Origin of the sequence: Kluyvera georgiana ATCC 51603 (genome assembly GCF_001654985.1) — a bacterium.
Classification (GTDB): domain Bacteria; phylum Pseudomonadota; class Gammaproteobacteria; order Enterobacterales; family Enterobacteriaceae; genus Kluyvera; species Kluyvera georgiana.
In genome coordinates this window covers 1-22,041 of record NZ_LXEU01000098.1, presented here as the reverse complement: position 1 = coordinate 22,041, position 22,041 = coordinate 1, and the positions used below count along the sequence as shown (strand labels likewise).

The following is a 22,041-nucleotide window of genomic DNA, read 5'->3' as shown; positions in this document are numbered from 1 at the left end:
TAAGCCATTAGAAACACCATGTCCTAGTACAATAGCGGCAACATGGCTAAAGCCGGGGGAAGGAGATCATAATGACGGGTATCGTGCGCATTGAACAACCGGTAGAGCGAATTGAACGTTTCCATTCTCTTCAAGGCGGTCAGTACTGGCGGGCAAATGAAGCCATTGCTGAAGAGAACATTGCCGCTTCCGAAGTACTGCTGATTGAATCGCTGCGTTGGGTCGACAACAAACTGCATACGGTCATTCTGCGCACCCACCCATCAAAACATGGCCAACACATTCGGTTTGAATATACCGATGAATCTGGCCGCACTTGTGGCACTACCCGTAGCTTCACTCAGCACCGCTTTTTGTTTGATGACTTCGTTAACAAATTCACCTTTGCTGCTGACTCGAAAGAAGTCCGCGAAAGTGAAGTGCAGGCCTGCCAGCAGTTGGCTCAGAAGCTGACCGTTGAACTTTCCGAGGCGATGACAAACCCTGAACGCATGAAAGAGATCATTGCGGAACGCCTTGAAAAAGAGCAGACAGAAAAAAGCGAGAACAAACTCAATACTCTACCCGCGACGATTGACCAGTACACAAACCTCGCCACCGGCCCGTTAGAAAATGCGCTGACATCCGGTGTCAATGAGGAAAGCATTAAGGGAATGATGGAAGCGGCTCGGCATGGACATAAACTGGCCGTCATACAATCTGAATGGCTACAAGGTAAGAATAACGAAATTACCAGGGCCGTTCAGGCCGTCGTACCCTATTACCAGGAAATGGCTGCGGCGCAGCTGGCCGCATTCGAAGAGAGCAGGGAGAACGTTGAATCGCTGATGAAAGGGATTGCGTCTCTGGATCTTTTCATCGGCAAAGATGTTGTCGTCAACACGATAATCAAAGGCAATTCAGCCCCGAGCGACATTCCTCTGACATTTGTCCAGAAAAAGCTACTGATGGATGAGGAGCTCGCTGTCTATCTGGATCTGGGAGACTGGTTCGATTTCACCAAAGCAGATTTATTCGACCAGGCACTGCAAAAACACCCGGGCCTAATCGAGCAGATTTTCCCGACCCAACGTTGCGTACTGGTTATGGCCGTCACCAGACGGCACGTCAATTATCAGGATCCGTGGGAGGCTGCGGCCAAAGACTTTCAAAACAGATGTGTCTTCCTGCTGGTACGAGACGGCGAAAATATTTACCAGGTATGCAGCCCGGTTGAATCTCATCTGGGCGCTCATACGCTGTTCCCTGAACGTGACGAGCAGGACGCGCTTTTTCGCGGTTTTGACGGTTCTCGCATCACCTTCCGCGATGTAGCTTACACTGACCGGCTGCGGGCGCATGAAAAGATGGCGCTGCACTATAAACGTTTCCTGATCCTTTGCTGCGGGCTCGACCAGCGTGAGCGCCTGTTTGGCGAATTCTATGATCGCAGTAGTAACATTAATTTCATCTCGATGGACTTCCAGGAGAAATATTGCCGCTTTATTCATGACGCAGATGGAACCGGTCTGTTGAGTGACCCGGAGGCCGATACCAGACCATCGCTGGAGTCCTACATTAAGCAGGCGAACCAGCACCTGCGTTCTGGTTCACGCGTCTTTTGTGAGTGGAGACAGGTCGTTAATCCGGTTACCGCACCCGGGGCAGCTAAGGATGATTCAGGTAACGGCTACCGGGGACATTCATTCACGGTTGATTTCGTTAAAAGCCGTAGTACCAGCGTGGCATACCAGAAGAATGAAGAGATCTACGTTGATGTGCCAGTCGTTCAGCACACCTACAGCCGTAATGCGAAGTCAGACAAACGAGAATTCAATGCCAAGGTATGCCTCTCAAAATTCAGAACCTCTGATAGCCTTGGCTATCTTTGCCTGGACACGGTGAAATCCGCCGATCTCGAATATTACATTCACAACCGGCGTATCCGGGCTAACCATCTTTATTACATCCGGCTCTTCAAAGAACTTGCGGCACTGCTGAAGCTGGAAGAAACGCATGAAGAACAATACCGAAGCAAAATGCTGGCGGCTTTAAACGCCGGGAACATCGGTGACGAAAATGACCGGGTTGCGGCTGTAGATAAAACGATTCAGACGTGGCGCTGCGCAAACCGAGGTGCATCCCTCCAAAGTGGTCTGGAAGATGAGAAGCAATGGAAAGCGCTCCTTGCCATGATGGATTTAATTGCATGGCGAGGTCATGCAAGCATCCCGCAAATTGAATGCTACTGTGAGCAACTTGGAAACTCTCCTCTACGGCTTGTGGTAATGCCAAACGGCAAACTGGGCCTGTATGTAGCCCCACGAGCTGAAGAACGAAACGATGCAGCTGAGAAACACAAATGGGCTATACGTGTGGTATTGAGTCTGACGCGTACCGGTGTGAAAGAGGTATCTCGCTCATGGGCTCTGGTTAACGAACTGAGCGTATCTGAATGCACCCTCAAAGAATGGCCGCTGGTGGATGAGTGGAAAGGGTTAAAGTCTGTATTTGAAAGCTACGACCGGAAACTTAAAGCTCTGGCAGACATTGAACTGGGCCGTGAGACTCTCAAGCGTCTGAATCCCAGCAACCAGGAAGGTCTGAGCGAGCTGGCAGAATTGTGGATTAATGCTTTTGAAGAAATGAACTTCTACCGACCGACTGGCGGGATCGTTCAAAAGCCAGTAATGATGATCCCGATTGGTCTTATTGTCGACCGTGAGGAGTGGTCATACTTATATCTTGGTACACGCGGCTCTGCGGTCGAGTATATCTATCAGAATCTGAATGATAAGGCACTCAAGGCCCGGGTAGCCCACCGTCTGATTTCAAATTACGAGGTCAAAGAGGGTAAGCTCGATAATCTTGCCAATAAGAAAACAAGTCTGGGTCTCTTTTGCACAAAACAGCGCCCGGACATGGCCCCTTTTAGCGCAGACCGAAACATAGAGACATATGGGCCTGATTTCGGCGTTAACCATGCTGTGCTTACGCATATGGTATCGTTTAAATCGCAGATAGCGCTGATTCAGCAAGAGGCAGATCGCGGCTTACACCGTCGCTTCACGATAGCCAGCAACCTGGTCAGTTCAGCCGGGGAGTTGCTTATCGATCAACTGCTCGGCGATGCGGCGCGAGATGCAGATGAGCCGGTAGATATTCTTGAGGTGGTTATTAACCCAGCGCCAACCGGTGAACCAGGGGCGAAGCTGAAGAAGAATGGTGAGACATTCTGGCATAAGCACTGGTGTGATTTGTGTAAGCCAGGAACCGAAGAAAGCCTGGCACTCTCCCACATTCACGCGCCGGATCACGTCATTACGCGGACTTCGTTCAGTTCCAAGGAGGATGCCATCCTCTTCGTACTCAAGACGATGCCGCAGGCCAGAAAATACGAAAAGGATTTCTTCCGCGACAATGATTTCGATGTACCTGATGGGATTATTGAACGGTGGATAGACCGTTAATCATATGCAGTATGAATAAAAAAAAGCCCGCTTTAGTCGTTGCAAGCGGGCTTTTTATTTCTTCGCGTTACAGCTGTGGCATCAATTACAAAACGGAACGGCTTGGTGCCGGGGCGAAGAACGGAGAAAGGGATAGGCACGAGGTGGTGATAATGTTGCTATTCATATGGGGTATGAATAAGAAACAGCCCACTTGCGAGTACTAAGTGGGCCATTGAGGGTCAGGCATAAGACTCAGACAGAGCAGTAGCGGCTTCAAGCGCCGGTTCAAGCGACAGGCTGTTATCGCTGATAACATTCCATCCCTCATTGCCGTAAACAAAATGGACGTAACCTGCACGTTCAGTTTCTTCAGGGCGATAAGCATAGAAGTAGTCTTCATCAGTAGAGAACATGGCTTCAACAATACGTTCTACGTTCGTAGAGCGCTTCAGCACAATCTCTTCTGAGTCGAATACCGAGATGCTATATCCTGCTTCAATCAACCCGGTTGCTGCTGCCCGGGCAATTTCCTGCTCAATACGTTGCCGCTGATCTACGTTCATGCCTGCTGCTCCTCGATGGGAAGTGAAGTCGAACACACGAGAAAGCATGAACTATAGTTCACATTTAATCAATAAAAAAGGGAACTATACTTCACTTATTCTTGGTTTTTTTTAATACTGGTAGTCCTGCAAGCGCATCGTTCCAATGCTGCTCGCGTTCCTCATTACCTGAAATATTACTTATCCATCTTTCGGACTTGCCCCAGCGCTGTGCCAGCGCCTGCCGCGTCCAGCCTTTGCGTTTCATCTCTGCTTTAAATTCATCGCTGGTGGGTTTGTACATAGGTTAATCCACGTGAACTATAATTCACCTGATAGTACGGTAAGGCTGGTTAAGTAACAACGGGATATCGACGGTCATCTTCCGTTCCCGCACACGGGCCAGTGCTCCTGGCTATACTGAGTCAAAAATGCGGAGGACACATTATGTTTGAACGTATAAGCAGGTTTTTCGCTGGCGCAACAAAACAGGAGAGGGCGGAACCGTCAGTCTCTATACCTGAACCTGTTACTCTTGAGGGTGATAACGCGCCATCAGCTATCGAACATGACAGAAAAATAGTCCATGACAGCAGGGTATTTATACATAGGTCTTTAGGCTTTATACTTATGGTATATTCTCCCGAATTATTCAGAAAAGCCATTAATCATGACATATGTCTTGGCTATATATATGGTTATATCATAGCGGCAATAGGTGACGACGAAGAGTTATGTAAAGCATCGGAAAATCGTCGATGGGATGTTGTCGCTGCCTATTATCGAAGTTTATTGGATTATTCAGCTGAAGCTTACTATGAGAAAACTGTAAACGCGATGGATAATTACCACTTCAAACAAGCAAGAAATGTAAGCGTAATGGATTATCACAAAAACAAAATCAATCCTGATGGCGATAATCATCATTTGCGTTTTCTAATGACCGAAATAATTGAAGATAGGGTTGAATAAATACACGTTTCGTCACATGAACGACCTATGGTTTACTGAATATAACGACAACGAACCATAGGCCAGAAAAAATGACACTTCAAAAAGCCAACGAAAAACGTATTGAAAACTTCCTAGCCAAACAAATTCGTCATAACGGTAAGATTTTATCAATGCGTGAATTTATGGATTCACTCATTGCTGACGGCTATAGCCCACGTGCAAAAGCGGAACAGAAAGTAGGACACCCCAGCAGCCGTCAAACCTTTCGCTGGAACAACGAGCAGCAAAGGGAGCACCAGATTAAGCGAGCTCTGGGGGGTACTGTTCTGAAATATTCAATGGTGTCATCTGACGGCTCATTTTATGACATTGAAAAAATTGCCTATGATTACGTCATTGAAAAAATGGGCGGGGTTAACGTTAAGCCGGAAACGATGTGTTTTGCGATTTTCAACAGCCCTTCATCATTGCGGGGCGGGAAGAGAGAGCGCTGTGTAGCTGTCTATAGCCGCACTGTGGCAACAGAGGAACAACGGGTCAGGAGCATGTTATCTACTGACTTCACGCATTATGATCTGGTCTGGTTCGGTGAAGCCACTTCCCAGAAGGAAGCGCTGGAACTAGCCGAGGGATAATATCAATTAGCCACCAAGGAAATAACCGGGGTGGCTTTTTTGTTTTAAACGATTAAAAATAAGCCAAATCACTTCGTCACAAGCATGTGGGTGGTAATATAGACATATAGGCAATCACATTCAACTGGAGGCTAATATGTCAGATTTAATTGCAGCAAGATATGATGAAGTATCAGCTTCCGAGTTTGAAGATGATATGGTTGTCATTGTCATTACCGATGAACAGAGTGAAGATATTGAGGTTATTTCAGACCTTGATGATCTTTTCGTTAATACTGAGGTTGTGGTTATTGATGGTGACGCTTTAGAAGTCGACTATGATAACGCTGGATATTTTTCATCAGAGAATAGCTATGAAGTTTCAGTAGACGATATGTTATTCGACAATACCGTTGGTGAGCAACTTATGGATTGTGGTTTTTTCGGCACTCAAAGCTAATAGATACTCGTTATTTATTATCGCGTCCCAATCGTCATGCAGGTGTGGTTATTTATTTACTGAAAAGCCATGTTTTAAATAACAGGCAACGATAATCTAACAGGAGCGGCTATGAAACTCGAAAACATTAACAAAGAGCAGCAGCTCTATGTTCTTAAATGTGGCTCTATTCTATCAAGCTACGGATTTGATCTCCTGCATACAAAAGCAACCGCCGTAGCTGACTGGATGGACGTTGAAGCACCAGTAGCTGCACTGGGTACAGAAGAACATTTTGAACAATGTGCAGAACTCATGCGGCGCGGGCAGGTATATGCTAACGCTTCCCGGAAATGCTGCCCCGGTAATCTTTCCCCCCAACTAATTGGGCTTGAAGGTTGTCGTGTTAGAGTCACTACCGATGACGGTGAGGAACGCTGTTTCTGGGTTGCAAAAACGACCGGATGGATGCCGGGTCACCTCGAAGTTCCACGCTCGAATACGGCTTATGGCCACCCTGCACAAGCGCATTACAAGTCAGTTCAGACTATTCGATAAGTCACCGGTGCTCCGATTTCGACATGATGCATACCAACCAGACTCACTACTGTTGTCATCGACAAGAATGACAACAGTAGTGAGTATCTATGGCTTATCCTCGGAAAACAGCCCATTATTCATGCCTCCCTCTTCCGGTATGGCATAGCTCACATGGCTTCAGATAAAAATCAAACCGATAAACTCGCCCGCGATATTAAAGACAAGGTTCTCGCCAGGCCTGCTGGCTCATCAGGAGAACCAGTGGAGTACCGGAGTGTCCATGAATTTATGACACTAACCCGCACGGGAACCCCTGCTGATGCCCGCCAGTTCCGGCTGGCTGTTAAAGCTAAGGGAATAGCTATCTGGCCTGATGATGACCCACGCGTAGGGCAGCAATTTGCACGTGACGGCATTCGCTGGGAAGTTCGTCTGAAGACCTTCCGGCCTGAGAGTCAGGATTCATTTGACGATGACCTGGATGAGAAAGTCTCACCAAAACGCTTTGGATATCGCCGGTACGGTGCGATGTCCCGTCCTGATCAGAAGAAATTCAGCGACAGGGTATACTTCAACTGCATGGAGCGGTGTGTCGTCACCGGTGTGAAGACAAAATGCAGGGGAGAAGCAGCACATCTGATTGAGCATCATAAAGCGGGCTCTGACCACTGGAGTAATGGCCTGTGGCTTCGGGCAGACATACATCGGTTATACGACAACGGCCTGTGTGTGATTAATCCCAGCACCCTGACAATCCATTTCCACCCCACTATCCTGGCTAAGGATGACGATCTCATCGCGTATGAAGCTCGGCCAATATTACCGACAAGAAAACCTGTAAACCCTGCCTGGTTAAAATCCCGGTGGGATGAACTTACCTGGCCGAAGTAAGCATCGTGTCTGACAACGGTAGTGAGGCCTAATCATTACCGTTGTCGTAGCAAACGGGCTTCAATGCTTGGCTCATTATCGTTGTCACCAGTCTGGTCAGCTCATAACTATTGCCATCGGCACTGAGATGCCGTCCTGCGCATCGAACTCACATCCATTGTCACTCGATTTTTGAATCTGCCGGGAGTGTAACCAGTGACAATGGTAATGATCACCTTCACATAATTAACGAACCGTTACTACTGGTAAGAGGGTGCATGGTCGACAACGGTAATGACAATTAAGGAAAGTACCTTTCTGTAATGACAACGGTAGTGACTTAATGGTTAACCCTTGTCTGGTTACCGGCAATCAAGTACAGGAACTATGACAATGGTAGTGAGTCATTACCATTGTTATGGCTCATCATACTATCCCTATATACAGCAAGTAGACGGCGTTGCTCACTACCATCGTCATTGGTTGCATGGGTAGCAGAATGTTAGATGACAACAGTAGTGATTCTGGTGCTTCACCATCCGCCTGGTGACAACGGTAATGAGTGATCGAGATCACTATCGTTGTCGCAGCGTTCGGTATGGCTACAACCGGCAAGTTGTGCCTCGACAATGGTTGTGATCCCGCACTCACTTGATTCGTCATCGCCGGAACGACCCCACTGAAATGTACTTGGAAACGATGACAATGGTAGAGACTTGAAAAAATCACATCCATTGTCATTGACCAATCAGGTTAGCTACGACAGCGGTTGGACTCATTTCCATTGTCACCGACAGGCCATGTATTCATACAACGACAACGGCAGGGAGTGACGCGGTCACTACCACGGTCATTCATCCCGCCCCTCAAGTACGAGCAGACAGTACGGCGAGTGAATCCTTACCATAGCTACCTGAAAGGCCTGATTAACCTGGAATGCATATGACAACGGTAATGACCAACAGAACTCATTTCCGTTGTCATTGTGCTGGTGGAGCAGTAAGAACTTGGTCTGAATCATGAATGACAACGGTAGTGAGTATTCTTAGTCAATACAGTGGTCATTCAAATGCGCCGGGAGCAAATGACAGCGGTAGTGAGTCAAATCACTCATTACCGTTGTCATTGTGTCATGGGAATCAGCGATAAATCCGTACTGACGATGCCGACAATGGTAGTGAGCGGTATGAGGTCTTCTCCGAGAAGCTGCTCTGGAGAGTTGTCGATGATGACAACAGCAGTGAGCTGCCAAGACTCATTGCCGATGTCATGGTGTCATGGGTATCAGCGATTTGTCTGTACCGGCGATTCCGACAATGGTAGTGAGCGGTGTAAGACCTTCCCTGAGAAGCTGGTCTGGAGAGATGTCGATGATGACAACAGTAGTGAGCTATCTAGTCTCATTACCATTGTCATGAGTGGTCACCCCGCAATGACAACAGTAGTGACCGCGTCACTCAATACCGTTGTCATTAAGCTAAACAGGATTCTCTGACGATGTGCAGGGAGGGAGGGTTCCAGGCCGTCATCTGACAGCCCGGAGGGAATGCTAGCTGGCGGGATTGTTCTTTTTCTGGCTTCTAAGGCTGCGAATGTAGTGAAGTTCTTCAGCTGTTAAGTCATGGATGGTTAACGTTTCATCCCCATCAATGGGCTCATCTGGTGGGCACAATTCACCTTCCAGTGGCTCACCATTATTTTTACCCGACGTGCCATTGTTCTCCTCATCAGCATCACCCTCGCCATCACCATCAGGTGGTGGTTGGATATTGTTCAGATTCAAATCAGGATCGCGTTTGTGGATCTGGAAATAAACCTTCCCATCTTTTTTTACTTCGGTGTACTGAAGGTAACCAATGGATGCCAGCTCCTCCAATGCCTTACGTACTGTGGCGTTCTGGCTGTTGGCACGGGTCTTAAGATTTAATCGGTTCTTAAGTCTCGTTAAGGAGATCGGGATTGGATTTGGTGGAAGTGACTCAATGAACGTGTAAAGCGCCTGTGCGCTCTCTTTTTTCGCCAGTTCCTTGATAGCCTTCAGCTGCATCAAAACCTTGTGGTCGTACTGATACAACTCGAATATCTTAGGGTCTATCTGTAGCTCTACCTGATCAGAGTCCGGGTCAAGCAAGGCAGACTGCACCAGGTGCGTCGTATACACCTTTGACGAGTGGGTGCTGGTGAAGGACAACATCACGGATGCCAGCCTGCGTAACGACGCGTCGATACGCTTACGGGATGCGGTAGAGGAACGATAATTTTCAGGGTTACAGAGCTTCAGAAACTCAGTAAATTTGAGGCTGATCTTATCGTTATCAATCGGATGGTTAGCTAGCGTTCGGATGATTCCCATCCACGTTTTGAAGTCAACAGACATATCGAGGCGCTGACCCACGATCGAGATATTGGTGAAACCCTCGCTCTCCATCAAAGAAAGTGTCTGTAGTTCTTTCGTGGCATCAAAGCCAACAGTTTTGTATTCACGACTCTGACGGCCAACGCTTTTTGGTGATGGCACAAACAACCCAAGGCGCATGAGCGCGATAGACTGAACCGTCCTGCTGCTATTAGGACGTAAAATAATTTCTTTACCTGTCTCTCTCTCTGTTACAGAGAAAGCCCTGGTAACCATCTGGCCTTGCTGCTCAGAATCTTTCTCATTGGTCATAGTGGTTTATCGACTGTATTAATCAACAGATTATTGAATACTATCGCCCAAAGCCCTCAGTGTCACTTAAGGGATCTCTGCGACGATCTCAGATTGTGCATAAGTCCAGGCTAAAAAAACGCCACGACTAAATATAAAACTCTGAAATTCACATAAAAACAAATACATACGTAGTTTATCAACAAAGGAGCAATTCCGGTGAAAAAGATCCTTTAAAAAATCACTACCATTGTCGCCGCAATCACTACCGTTGTCAAAAAACTCACTACTACCGTTAAAAAACTCACTACCAATGTCAAAATAATCACTACCGTTGTCACCGATTGGCTTCCAGGCCTTGTGCCGTCTGGCTTCCGAGCTGCGGGGATCTCTTGTGATCTATGGGAACTCGTAAGGTACTAATTATTGGAACTACCTTGTGGAAAATGGGGATAAATTCTCTCTTCGAGTTAAATCAACATCGAATAGCTAAATTGTCGAAAATATGTACGGGCATGAAAGGAAAATGCGTATAGAAAACAGTGGATAAGATTTTAATAATTTTGTTTCATCATACAGGTGATAGATGGTATCTATATGAATTATAATAGAAATATACTCAAAACTCTTTAAGAGTTATACCTTCAGATCACACAATAAAACTCACTACCATTGTCACAAATACTCACTACTAACGTCGAAATAGTCACTACCAATGTCATTTTAATCATTACCAATGTCAAAAAAGTCATTACCATTGTCATAAAATGCCCTTGAGCCCAGTAACCATGCGGCTTGCAGCGTACAGGGATCTCTTTTGTACTCCGTTGCACCTTTGGGATCTCTTTATTGGAACTGTCCTGTGGAAAAGTATCTTTTTTGCCTTCGTCAGCTACTGACTCGGTGCTTTACTGATTGTGTAAACAAAACGATAAGAGGCACTCACATGTACGCAACTGCAAAAGAAATTATCGCAAAGCTGCAAAAAATGAACCCTGACGAAAAGGTGCTAGTCCGTGTCTGGTACAAGTCTGATGTTCAGGAGTTAGCAATAGACCGAAACATGCCGCAGGTTTCAGCTAGCGAAGCTGAGTCGACCTTAGCGTTGATAGACCGAACTCACGATGGTGATATCGGTATCAACTGGGATGTTGTTCAGAGTGGTATTGAGACAGTTCGTAGTGGCCAAATTTAAGCAACCGAGTAACAAGGACGTGACTCAACTAATCCACATATCCACCGGGTAGATCAACAGATCGATCCAGATTAAGACCAAATAGAACCAAAAAGATCCCCGCTCCCGCAAACCCGCAGCTGGTAAGCTCTGAAGACCTGCCCCGGTGGGGTTGAGAGGGAAAAAAGTGAGCTCTGAAGGGCTGTCGGTGGGGTTAGCCTGGTAGCTGGTGGTGTTCAAAGGGAATAACGGTGGGATTGGAAGGGGAAAGGAACTTAATTATCAACATCTGCTGTGCTAATGAAAACATCAAATAAAAACATAATCATACGTAACAAATCTCAAAAATAGGTGATCGGTATTCATTTTTTGTCCACACTGGCAGCAGATCAAAAATTTGATGTCAACGACATTTATCCGATTCATCTCTGAAATAACGTATTGATTTAGTACAAATAAAAACCAATACCCGATAAATGGGGACTAAATGACCCCTATTTCTCATGATCAATAAAAATCACCGTGATACATTCGCCCGGACTGGGCATTCCAAGATACCCGGAAAATAACAATAAAACTGGGGGATCCACACGATGAACTCGAATGAAGTTCTTCTTTTCAAGGACGCTATTCCCGACTTCAATCAGCCGTCGACTGGAAAGCTGACGGTGACAAAAAATTCATCAGTACAACCTGTATCACTGCTCCGCCTGGGCGTTTTTACTCCCAGTTGCCGAACAGAGGCAACGGTCACGCTAAACGTGACGGAAGCGCTATCCAGTCTGGAAATTGCAAAACAGGAAGGGTACACGGACATAAAGATCACCGGCCCGATGCTGAATTATTTCCAGGACTTCCGGTGCTGGACAGCAATCGTCCATTCCTTCAGCGTATCGCCTGATGCGCTGAAAGGTAACCGGATTAAAATGCCCTTTAGTGAATTTGCCAAACTCTGCGGCTACCCATCAAAACGCTACAGCACGAAACTGCGCAATGAGATAGCCGATTCGTTGACGAAGATTCGCTCAAAAAGCATTCGGTTTGAGAAGAACCCGGGGATCACCAAGTTCAAAGTAGCCGGGTTGCTGAAAGAGGCGGAATTTGATGGTGAAAGTGATTACATCATCCTGGAAGCCGACGAACGACTCTGGGATTTGTACCGTTCAGATCATCTTACTCTGTTGCGGAAGAAACCCCTGGAGCTACTTACCAGGAATGAAACGGCTCAGGCGCTCTATACATTTTTTGAAGCGCTACCTCAACATCCAGCCCCGATCACCTTTGACAGACTTCGACAGCGTTTACTGCTCAATGGGCGCATTGCCGAACAGAACCGGAAAATGCGAACTGCTCTCGATGTGCTTGCCAGCATCGGTTACCTGAAATTTTACTACCTGGTGGACACCAGCGTACCCACCATTCAGATCACGGATCGGAATCCCAAACTAACAGGTTCCTGATGTTTGAAACGTCTTTTTGCCCGGTTCCGGGAATGTGCTGTCTCATTCCCACCGGTCAAAAACACTAAGTTGACGTTTCCCTCTCAAACCCACCCGTGATTTTGTAGTCGCTAAAGGATAAATAGTCCCATTTACATCTGAAAAGCTGATGGGGCGCGTCAGGCCTCTATTGAATACAACTTGTATTACCATGAAAAATAAAGAAAATAACACTCCTCTTTATAATTACTGCTGTTCGCCTAATCCCAAAAAGATACTTTTTTAATCTGCACAGTTTTTATCGCCGGTGGGAACGAGAGGGAAGGGGAAAATATACCCGGTGGGATTGAGAGGGAAGGCCTGTAGAAAACAACCCGACAATCTTTTGTCGGCTGGAATGACCAGGGTAAATTAAGTTCTGGAGGATAGTTATGACTTCGACATTTGGTAAGCAGCTGAAGCTTTATGCAGACCGGCAAACGGGCGCAAAACGTACTGCTCTTGATTTTCAATATGTGGTTTCGCCTGGTAAGGATGCGTTTCCCACGGTGAACATCACTATGGCTCCGATTGCTGATGGCGCAAAAGAAGCCCAATGGGAGCTTAAGCGCGTCATCCAGCTGAATCGCTATGAATTAACTCAATGTTGCGCGGTATTGTTCGGGCTGGAAAAGGAGATGAGGGCAAACTTTCACGGAACCGATAAAAACAAAGGTTTTACGCTCATCAACAATGGTGCATCCGGCTGCGGGATAAACTTTTCTCATGGTGGGGATATGCTGACGCATATGTTGAACCATGCCCAAAGAATGGAAGTAGGGGCATTTATTCTGAAACGGCAGGCGGATGCGTGGGATATGAGTGTCAGTGACGTTCTTGCACTTTTGCGTCAGTCCGTGGCCATCAAACGGGCATAAGATCACGAAGCAGGTTCAAGAACAGGCTTACCGTACAACAATTTTCAAATCCAAACTGACCCTACTTAACTTCAACTGGAAGGCGCTATGACAGAACATCAGCAGAATAGAAATGTTTGTGAAGTCGGGTTAGCCTGTGAAGCCATGACGATTGATCCCAAAACCATTCAGTCAGCAGTAATGCGTAAAGAAGCCACGCAAGTTGTTATTCCTCACTTTAAGGGGGTTTGTCCTGCTTTTGTCGAATGGGCTGAACAATGCTTACCTGGCGATAAACTTCCTCGTGGGAAATTTTTTAGGTCACGAGAATGGATGCGTCAGTTCACCACTTGCCAGATAAACTACAAGACAGATCATCCAGATGAAGGAAAGTATGGATGGCTTTTTGAAGGAACCAAATATTGAAAAGTTAAGGAGATATGATTAATGCTAATTTATGCCGCAGATCTGATTTTACCCTTAAAAATTCTGCTGGTGGTATTTGTCGTGACTATCATAGGCGCTACCATCGGGTTGAAATTTGTACGCTCCGAAAACAAGATCGTTTGCATGTGGCTCGTGCCAATAGGCTGTCTTGGGGGAATTTTTGCATTGATGATGTTTCCATCAATTACCACAAATGATTTGTTGCTCGGCAAGAGATGGTCGGAAGATTGTCGCGTGGTCGAAAAATACGAACGCCACGCTTTTGAAGCACCGACGAACCGGCTGATTTGTTCGGGGGTTGATGAGCATGTTAATTCAGAAAGTTATGCGGTATTAACGAAAGCTTACCGGGAGCGGGGGGGAGAACTTATTTCGGGATCCCATAGTGTTGAAAACTAGCCTTCAAATCTAATGCTACGGAGTTTGTTAGCGCCAATGATATAAGACGGTAATTCACCATTTGAATTGTCCGCTCCACCCAACATGTTGTTTCCTTGAGGTTCTCACACCAGAAAGGACATCGACATGCTGAGCAGAGAGGACTTTTACATGATAAAACAAATGCGCAAGCAGGGTGCGTACATTATCGATATTGCAACTCAGGTGGGTTGCTCTGAACGCACCGTCAGACGGTATCTTAAATACCCTGAGCCACCGGCCAGAAAGACGCGCCACAAAATGGCCAAACTGAAGCCGTTTATGGATTATATCGATACACGTCTGGCCGAAAATGTCTGGAATGGCGAGGTCATCCTCGCAGAAATCAAAGCGATGGGTTACACCGGTGGTCGCTCCATGCTGCGCTATTACATCCAGCCCAAACGCAAAATGCGTCCGTCGAAGAAAACGGTCCGCTTCGAAACCCAGCCCGCTTACCAGTTGCAGCACGACTGGGGCGAAGTTGAGGTGGAGGTCGCCGGGCAGCGATGCAAAGTTAACTTCGCGGTTAATACGCTGGGGTTCTCCCGTCGCTTCCATGTCTTCGCCGCGCCAAAGCAGGATGCGGAACACACCTATGAGTCGCTGGTTCGCACCTTCCGCTACTTTGGTGGCAGTGTGAAAACCGTGCTGGTTGATAACCAGAAAGCGGCGGTGCTGAAAAATAACAACGGGAAAGTGGTGTTCAACTCCGGGTTCCTGTTGCTGGCCGACCACTATGACTTCCTGCCGCGTGCCTGTCGTCCGCGCAGGGCCAGAACCAAAGGTAAGGTGGAGCGGATGGTGAAATATCTCAAGGAGAACTTCTTCGTCCGCTATCGCAGGTTCGACAGCTTCGCTCATGTTAACCAGCAACTGGAGCAATGGATGGCTGATGTGGCTGACAAACGGGAGCTTCGCCAGTTCAGACAGACCCCGGAACAGCGCTTCGCGCTCGAGCAGGAACATCTGCAGCCGTTGCCTGATACGGACTTCGATACCAGCTACTTCGACATCCGCCATGTCTCCTGGGACAGCTATATCGAGGTTGGCGGCAATCGCTACAGCGTTCCCGAAACGCTGTGTGGCCAGCCGGTCTCGATACGCATATCGCTGGATGATGAGTTGCGGATCTACAGTAATGAGCAGCAGGTGGCATCACACCGGCTCTGTTCAGCATCATCTGGCTGGCAAACGGTGCCGGAACATCATGCCCCGCTCTGGCAGCAGGTCAGCATGGTGGAGCATCGTCCACTGAGTGCGTATGAGGAGCTGCTGTGATGCATGAACTTGAAGCGCTGCTGAGTCGCCTGAAAATGGAGCACCTGAGTTATCACGTGGAAAGTCTGCTGGAGCAGGCAGCTAAAAAAGAGCTGAACTATCGGGAGTTCCTGTACATGGCGCTGCAGCAGGAATGGAACGGCAGGCATCAGCGCGGTATGGAGTCCCGGCTGAAGCAGGCTCGTCTGCCGTGGGTCAAAACGCTGGAGCAGTTCGACTTCAGCTTCCAGCCAGGCATCGATCGTAAGGTCGTCAGGGAGCTGGCCGGTCTGGCGTTCGTGGAACGCAGTGAGAACGTGATCCTGCTGGGTCCTCCCGGAGTGGGGAAAACCCACCTGGCTGTAGCCCTCGGCGTGAAAGCGGCGGATGCAGGTCACAGGGTGTTGTTCATGCCACTCGACAGACTGGTAGCAACGCTGATGAAAGCGAAGCTGGAAAACCGGCTGGAGCGTCAGCTACAACAGCTGAGCTATGCGCGTGTGCTAATCCTGGACGAAATAGGCTACCTGCCGATGAACAGAGAGGAAGCCAGTCTGTTCTTCCGCCTGCTGAATCGCCGGTATGAAAAAGCGAGCATAATCCTGACATCAAACAAAGGCTTCGCAGACTGGGGAGAGATGTTCGGCGATAACGTGCTGGCAACGGCGATCCTGGATCGGCTGCTGCACCACTCAACCACAGTGAATATAAAAGGAGAAAGTTACCGGTTGAAGGAAAAACGCAAAGCCGGAGTGCTGGCTAAAAACGCAACGCCAATCAGTGATGATGAAATGGCGGAAAGCGGACAACAGAAGTGATCAAATAGCGGACATTAAAAATGGCGAAAAACGGCCATAAATCTTGGCGTTGACAAGTTTTCATGAATAATAATCACAATGTTTTTCCTTGCAATGAATTGGGTATGGGTGATTCCAAATCGGAATTGGAAAGACTCCTTGAATTATGTGAATCCACTCCGCAAACAGGCGAGCCTAACCCCCAGATAGCTAATATGCAAGCATTTTGGAATCGATAACTGGTGGCTCATCTCATATCACTGGCTTCAATTTTTGCTCTCATATTCTTAATGGCCGTAAATTTTCCACACTCAACGATGCAGAGATAAAACAGCTAACATCTCTTCGCAATGAGGGGCGAAAAGACGGTTTTGTGGTCAGAATTCAACCTGTTGATGTAACCCCTGAACTTCAGCTTGAAAGGTATCTTGCGTCAAGTTGGGAAAGCGAAATCGAGATTTATAAACGCGTACCGTCGATTGTCGTGATCTGTAAAATCTCAGGTCTGTCTGCATTGGCAGGCTCGGGGAACAAAATGTTTTTAAATATGGATTACTTAAGTTGCGGAACTGAAACTGATGATCAGGATTGCCAGGATTAAGTCACTGATTGGCGGTTGCAACGAGCTTTGGGTTTGTTAGACTGGCCTGACATACCTTCCCCCATCGCGGGGTGCGTTGTCGGAGTATCAAAATATTGTTTTCCCCTATGCGGGGTTTAATTAGTGAGTAGCGACTGCCCGGGTTAGCGCCTGACCCGTGTCAGACTTCTGAAGGATATTTTGATATTAACCGTCCAGCTGGACGGTTTTTTTTCGTCTGTTTTTAATTTGGATAGTGGTATGGGTAGAAAAAAACAATCAAACCGCAGTGTATCAGCGCCAGCTGTTGATGCTGAAAAAGAAATTATCGACCCGAGATGGAACATCTTTTTCTTTGCGGCAATTGACCGACCGTGGGTGCTTAACCCGCATCTTTTTTACGCTGAACAAGCGCAGGAACGTTTGCTGTCGCAGTTCAGTGATGTGGAGATCAGGAGTGAAGCGACAAAGAAAGGCGAGTCATTTATAGAGTCAGCTGGAGACTGGTTCAATCCTGATTACCACGACGAAAGTGACGTATACGAGAATATTGAACAGATTGAAGCTTGCCACTGGGTTGCGTTGCGGGAAATGAAGGTCACGGTCACGCTTTCCCTGACCGCTGGGATGTACCACCAGTTTGACAAGGCATTACGAGATCTGCTTATCCGGGAGGCCAGAAGCTGGCGGTGGCTCGACATGGTTGTGATATCAGATTTGATCTGGAACCTCAGTTTTCCGAGGCTTATGGATTTGATGGAATGGCTGGGTATTGAAGTACGAAACATGCCATGTTTCCCGTTAATCAGTGCATGTCATCAGGTTGTCAACGTTTATAAACATGGAGATGGTGATGCCCACCAGAAACTGGTTAATGCTCACCCGGAGTACTACTCAGTATGGCAATGCGAAGGTTATCCGCAAGAGAGACCAGCTCGCCACGAAGAACTTGAAGTTTCCGAGGAACAGTTTAGAGAATTTGCCGAGGCGATAACGGTGTTCTGGAAGAGTCTGCCGGAAGGACTATCTTATTCGGGGATGGGAAAAGAGCCTAAGTGGTTTGGCAAGGCTTATGAAAAAGTGAAGTGCGACAAAGAAAAACGCGAGCGTAAAGCGGAAGAATAGTGGGGCACTCTAGCCCCACCGAAACAAAAGGAGAGTCAGACAGCCGGTGACGGTTGCCAGCCTGATTGAGTCTGGATCCATTTGCCTACGGAAATCATGTCGTAACCACCGTTCCCGTAGGACGACTTCACTTCTTCTATTTCGACTGGAACCGCCAGCTCGATGGGGCGGAACCAGCCATCATCACCGACTGTATACCGGCCTTCATGTTCCTTGCTCATTTCGCAGACCCGGCTGGGTGGAAGCCAGAAACCTTCATTTGCTCTTTCGGATGCGATACGAATAGCTTCATCCACGGAAGCGACTTCCCGGATGTGTTCGTTATGCGCGTTTGACATTTTGATCAGAAATGACTTCATAGAACCATTTTCCTCAGCTTAGGCCGGTAACGTTAATCGTCGGGGCGGTCGGTAATATTCCGGCGATAGTGTCCTCATATTGTACTCTGGCATGATGCATAACAGAAATTTGAGAGCGCGGGATTGAGAGGCGAAGTAGTTTGATGATAATCGCTGCGGGTGTACTATCAGCCTGATTCCTGGACTGAAGCCGAACGTCCAGCCGTGGTAAAACTGGTGAACGATGTTAACCTGGCATCGAGATATCGAGACCGTAACCATCTGACTGAATAAGGAGCTTTTATGCCGAATGGGAGAGTGATTTTTAACAAAAGAGGCCGATGGGACTGGCTTGATAGCGGTTGTGATATAGATGAGGATGAATTAAAGCAGGAAGAGTGGTTTGTTGGCGATATGTATTATCCGCCAGACTTTGAATACGATACGTCAATGCATGATCACCAGATTACAGAGTGGTTGTCTAAACCTGAAGAGCTGGTGCGGTATGAGCGAGGGCGTTAACTCAATTTGCTTATCTGAACTGGCTACATGATCTTTCAGCGTGGCCATTTCGGTTCTTCACATTTCCCTGACTCCCTCCTGACAGAACCGACTATTTCATCCATGAACCGCAAGAGCGGTAACTAAATGCCATATCGTGTGGCAGAGTGGTTTGCTCCAGTACCCGTCAAAATAGTCCAACATACAAAAACAGGGTAGCCTGCCCCGGGCTTCACCCGGGCCAGGCTACCCGGAGTCGAACCGTTAACCCGGAGTCGTGGGTGAGTAACGTCGAGTGCCCGCCTGAATTCCGTGCGGCCACCAGCATTGGCTTCACCTTTTTCCGACCGACACTTTCGTGCTGGTTTGCGGCCGCATCTTCGCCGGGCCGGAACACCCTGCATTTTGTGCCGGTGGCCATCACCGGTATTAGGATAAAGGGAAGAATATCGGTGATGGATTCCGGGATAATCGCCGGGAAAACCCGGGCAGAATTCACGTACATCACCCTCTATTAGTCCAACATACAAATAAACTTCCCCTTTCTGCCCCTGCGCTTCGCTTGGGGCAGAAAGGGGAGCCGTACCTGAAACCTCCGTGTCGTTTTCAGGATCGGGCCCGTGCCCGGGGTAACCATTCTGCCCGGGCCCACCATTTTAAAAAGAAACCGCCGTGCCCGGTCTGGCCATTTCCCCCGCCTGCGGCAACCGGGCCGTGCCGGTCTTTCCGTCCGGTTCCTGCAAACCCCACATAGGGACTCCGGTCGCTGGATGAGCCATGCGAGAAAATATGAGAAAAAGAGAGAAAAAAAGAGAAAAAAAAGAGGGGCCGGGGGCGCGAGGGTTTCAGTGGGTATAAAGGTCAAGGGCGCTTTGCAGGGTGGACGCGGGGGTGTTGACCCTGATCGCATTTGTATGTTGGACTAAATTTGCATATATGAAGACAAGAAAAGACGCGCTGCCGACAGAGCAGGTATACTCTCGCCATCAAATGTGCGGCCAGCGGCGGGGGATAGGTAACGACCGCAGGCCTCCGCGACCGGTATCAATGATGATGATGCCCTGCCAGGTAAAGAGTAGTGACGACGAAAGTGAAGGTGAAGAAAACCCGGGCCGAACGTAAGCAGCATAGCCGGGACATGCAGGCCAAACATGAAGCGGAAAAAAAGGCCGCTAACCTGCGTAATATTCTAAAGAGAGACATTCTGGCCACGCTGGGTATCCCTAAAAATCACGGTGGGCGGGCAGCTCTTTCTACATTCATCACCGAGCACTTACTGAAGGGTGAGAGTCAGGTTCAGATTGTTGCCATGCTAACCGGCAGCGAATTGATGAAGCGGGCACAGCTTGCCGAAATCGAGCGCCTGAAGAAGATCACGGAACTGGCCAATCAAACCCGCAGAAACGAGATCACCAACCGGGCGTTTGAGCGCCTGGGTATCACAACCCGGCATCCAATGGGCGATTTAGTGCTGAGCATGGTGCGCGAACTGGCAAACCAGAATTTAAATACCGGTGAGATAGTAGAACGCCTGAATGATAACGAAACCGTACTGGAATCGCGCCGCCTGCACAAAGAGAAGCGAGCGGATCTTGAACGTCAGATTGATGAAGGTATTGCCGAGCGCAAAAAGACCCGTGTTGATATGCGGGAAGTGCTCGCCTACATGGCCCAGAAGAACGGTACAACGTATACGCCTCCCGCAGACACCTGGCGATCTCCTGAACATCCGAATGGCGATTCACCGACCCGGCATAATGGAAAAATCAGAGAGAGCCGTCTGACCGGCGCTGAAAGCACCCAGAAAGAAAACCCACGTCAGTACGGTTTGCCCAACCTGAAAACCAGTAGCGCTTCCATCAACAAGGCCGGAATGAGTGAGGCCATTAAGCTGGTGGGCGGACGTGTGACGGAATTTCGCACCTATCTTTATGAGCATCGCGATACGGGACTACGCGCTGATGTGCTGGCTCGCCGGTTTATGGCTGAGTCAATGCAAGGCAAAAAGATGGTTGACCCTGTGCCGGTCAATGAACCAGATAATCTCCCGGCTCCCACACACGAACCTGCCAAACGTAAATGGACGAAGGAAGAAAAGCAGGAAGCGCGTGACCGTGCGCTGGCCGCAGCAAGCCAGGTCGGAAAGCTTAAAGAAGCGGAAACCAACGGCATTACGCACGATGTAGTGCGAGAATCGCAGCCAGCACCCCAGCCAGCCCTGATCTCCGTCGAAGTTGAACAATCCCGCGTCTCCATGCAGGAACCGTCTGTTGCGCCCCTGGCGCACCCTAAACGTGAAGGCTCTACAACCTGCGTGGTGACCAGGCCGGATCAGGCTGATTTCGCTGCTACCGTCCGTCGAAACTGTAACGACCGCTGCGTGATTACAGGAGCAAGCTTACGCCGCAGGACAGAGGCCGCACACCTGGTAGAGCATAGTGCTGGTGGTCTGGATCACTGGAGTAATGGCTTGCTGCTTCGTATCGATCTGCACCGGCTGTTTGACGACAACGTCCTTGCCATTTGCCCGGAGACGTTGACCGTCCACGTTGACCCTGTCGCGCAGGCCGAAGATCCCGATTTGCAGCAATACGATGGCCATGTGATTACCGGGCTTTGCCGTCCGATAGACCCGGCGAATCTCGTCATGCGCTGGGAGCGTTATCAGCGCCGGTTAGAACTGACCAAGTAAAACCGGTAATCCATCAGGTGCGAATCGTGGGAATGCGCCAGCTCGGTAACCCCACGTCACCGGATTGAACCATCACAAAAAAGGAGCCCACCGGGCTCCCCAAAAACGAATTGTTTTATTGTTCCTGCTTAGTTCTACGTAGGTACTCTTCAGCCTTTATCTTTATTTGCACGAGTTCAGCGTAAAACTCACGTTCCATTTGGTATGTTGGCATCTGAGTATAATACTCTTCCACCTGTGGCCAAATTCGCTGAAGTTCTGCATATAAATCATGGAGAGCTCTATCTGCCCAAGATGACGATTGGTAGGATTCAAGCTTTCTGATAGTGGCGCTAAGG

Annotated in this window: 23 protein-coding genes; 17 read left to right on the top strand and 6 right to left on the bottom strand. The window is 48.3% G+C overall.

What is annotated here, in order from left to right:
• Positions 1–71 precede the first annotated feature (71 nt).
• Positions 72–3,449, top strand: a complete 3,378-nt coding sequence (locus M989_RS22910; RefSeq protein WP_007372331.1) for a hypothetical protein — start codon at positions 72–74, stop codon at positions 3,447–3,449.
• A gap of 221 nt (positions 3,450–3,670) precedes the next feature.
• Here M989_RS22910 and M989_RS22900 read toward each other — a convergent pair whose 3' ends face one another.
• Together M989_RS22900 and M989_RS22895 are read right to left on the bottom strand one after the other, a co-directional pair.
• Positions 3,671–3,994, bottom strand: a complete 324-nt coding sequence (locus tag M989_RS22900) for a hypothetical protein (protein ID WP_007372332.1) — start codon at positions 3,992–3,994, stop codon at positions 3,671–3,673.
• Positions 3,995–4,085: 91 nt separating this feature from the next.
• Entirely contained in the window at positions 4,086–4,277 is a 192-nt protein-coding gene (locus tag M989_RS22895; protein WP_007372333.1) for a hypothetical protein, read from the bottom strand.
• Between the two features lie 143 nt (positions 4,278–4,420).
• On the opposite strand from M989_RS22895, the gene M989_RS22890 reads away from it, so the two are divergent.
• The 5 genes from M989_RS22890 to M989_RS22870 all read left to right on the top strand — a co-directional run bounded on the left by M989_RS22890 (position 4,421) and on the right by M989_RS22870 (position 7,411).
• A complete protein-coding gene (locus M989_RS22890; protein ID WP_016241551.1) occupies positions 4,421–4,945 on the top strand; it encodes a hypothetical protein in 525 nt (174 codons plus the stop codon).
• 71 nt (positions 4,946–5,016) lie between these two features.
• Positions 5,017–5,562 carry a hypothetical protein gene (locus tag M989_RS22885; protein WP_007372335.1) on the top strand — a complete coding sequence of 182 codons (546 nt, stop codon included), beginning with the start codon at positions 5,017–5,019 and terminating at the stop codon, positions 5,560–5,562.
• Positions 5,563–5,698: 136 nt separating this feature from the next.
• The gene (locus M989_RS22880; protein ID WP_007372336.1) at positions 5,699–6,001 is read left to right on the top strand and encodes a hypothetical protein; all 303 of its coding nucleotides are present in this window, start codon (positions 5,699–5,701) and stop codon (positions 5,999–6,001) included.
• Positions 6,002–6,112: 111 nt separating this feature from the next.
• Positions 6,113–6,538, top strand: a complete 426-nt coding sequence (locus tag M989_RS22875) for a hypothetical protein (RefSeq protein ID WP_016241550.1) — start codon at positions 6,113–6,115, stop codon at positions 6,536–6,538.
• 153 nt (positions 6,539–6,691) lie between these two features.
• A complete protein-coding gene (locus tag M989_RS22870; protein WP_007372337.1) occupies positions 6,692–7,411 on the top strand; it encodes an HNH endonuclease signature motif containing protein in 720 nt (239 codons plus the stop codon).
• 1,528 nt (positions 7,412–8,939) lie between these two features.
• On the opposite strand, the gene M989_RS22860 is transcribed toward M989_RS22870, so the two are convergent.
• Positions 8,940–10,058, bottom strand: a complete 1,119-nt coding sequence (locus tag M989_RS22860) for a replication initiation protein (protein ID WP_016241547.1) — start codon at positions 10,056–10,058, stop codon at positions 8,940–8,942.
• Positions 10,059–10,983: 925 nt separating this feature from the next.
• Here M989_RS22860 and M989_RS22855 point away from each other — a divergent pair.
• The 9 genes from M989_RS22855 to M989_RS22820 all read left to right on the top strand — a co-directional run bounded on the left by M989_RS22855 (position 10,984) and on the right by M989_RS22820 (position 18,172).
• Positions 10,984–11,232: a hypothetical protein gene (locus tag M989_RS22855; protein ID WP_016241546.1), complete on the top strand. Its 249-nt coding sequence runs from the start codon at positions 10,984–10,986 to the stop codon at positions 11,230–11,232.
• A gap of 572 nt (positions 11,233–11,804) precedes the next feature.
• Positions 11,805–12,671: a RepB family plasmid replication initiator protein gene (locus M989_RS22850; protein ID WP_008786567.1), complete on the top strand. Its 867-nt coding sequence runs from the start codon at positions 11,805–11,807 to the stop codon at positions 12,669–12,671.
• A gap of 410 nt (positions 12,672–13,081) precedes the next feature.
• The gene (locus M989_RS22845) at positions 13,082–13,567 is read left to right on the top strand and encodes a hypothetical protein (RefSeq protein ID WP_007372340.1); all 486 of its coding nucleotides are present in this window, start codon (positions 13,082–13,084) and stop codon (positions 13,565–13,567) included.
• Between the two features lie 87 nt (positions 13,568–13,654).
• Complete coding sequence (locus M989_RS22840; protein ID WP_009651680.1) at positions 13,655–13,972, top strand: hypothetical protein; 318 nt, start codon at positions 13,655–13,657, stop codon at positions 13,970–13,972.
• Positions 13,973–13,993: 21 nt separating this feature from the next.
• Positions 13,994–14,392, top strand: coding sequence for a hypothetical protein (locus tag M989_RS22835; protein WP_016241545.1), 399 nt, complete (start codon positions 13,994–13,996; stop codon positions 14,390–14,392).
• 126 nt (positions 14,393–14,518) lie between these two features.
• Positions 14,519–15,691: an IS21 family transposase gene (istA, locus tag M989_RS22830; RefSeq protein ID WP_048213832.1), complete on the top strand. Its 1,173-nt coding sequence runs from the start codon at positions 14,519–14,521 to the stop codon at positions 15,689–15,691.
• The gene (gene istB, locus M989_RS22825) at positions 15,691–16,488 is read left to right on the top strand and encodes an IS21-like element helper ATPase IstB (RefSeq protein ID WP_048213831.1); all 798 of its coding nucleotides are present in this window, start codon (positions 15,691–15,693) and stop codon (positions 16,486–16,488) included. The genes istA and istB overlap by 1 nt, the downstream gene beginning before the upstream one ends.
• Before the next feature lie 205 nt (positions 16,489–16,693).
• Positions 16,694–17,068, top strand: coding sequence for a hypothetical protein (locus M989_RS26350; RefSeq protein ID WP_223226822.1), 375 nt, complete (start codon positions 16,694–16,696; stop codon positions 17,066–17,068).
• Between the two features lie 240 nt (positions 17,069–17,308).
• Complete coding sequence (locus tag M989_RS22820; protein ID WP_016241543.1) at positions 17,309–18,172, top strand: hypothetical protein; 864 nt, start codon at positions 17,309–17,311, stop codon at positions 18,170–18,172.
• A 35-nt stretch (positions 18,173–18,207) separates the two neighbouring features.
• Here M989_RS22820 and M989_RS22815 read toward each other — a convergent pair whose 3' ends face one another.
• Positions 18,208–18,531: a hypothetical protein gene (locus tag M989_RS22815; protein WP_007372343.1), complete on the bottom strand. Its 324-nt coding sequence runs from the start codon at positions 18,529–18,531 to the stop codon at positions 18,208–18,210.
• A 282-nt stretch (positions 18,532–18,813) separates the two neighbouring features.
• Between M989_RS22815 and M989_RS22810 the strand changes: the two genes are divergently transcribed.
• Complete coding sequence (locus M989_RS22810; RefSeq protein ID WP_007372345.1) at positions 18,814–19,032, top strand: hypothetical protein; 219 nt, start codon at positions 18,814–18,816, stop codon at positions 19,030–19,032.
• A gap of 211 nt (positions 19,033–19,243) precedes the next feature.
• Here M989_RS22810 and M989_RS25730 read toward each other — a convergent pair whose 3' ends face one another.
• Positions 19,244–19,510 (bottom strand): hypothetical protein, encoded by a 267-nt coding sequence (locus tag M989_RS25730; RefSeq protein ID WP_016241542.1) that lies wholly within the window; start codon positions 19,508–19,510, stop codon positions 19,244–19,246.
• 579 nt (positions 19,511–20,089) lie between these two features.
• On the opposite strand from M989_RS25730, the gene M989_RS22800 reads away from it, so the two are divergent.
• Entirely contained in the window at positions 20,090–21,703 is a 1,614-nt protein-coding gene (locus tag M989_RS22800) for an HNH endonuclease signature motif containing protein (RefSeq protein ID WP_007372347.1), read from the top strand.
• Positions 21,704–21,818: 115 nt separating this feature from the next.
• Here the strand turns inward: M989_RS22800 and M989_RS26105 are convergent.
• A partial coding sequence (locus M989_RS26105; RefSeq protein WP_209438782.1) for a hypothetical protein occupies positions 21,819–22,041 on the bottom strand: 223 nt, incomplete at its 5' end.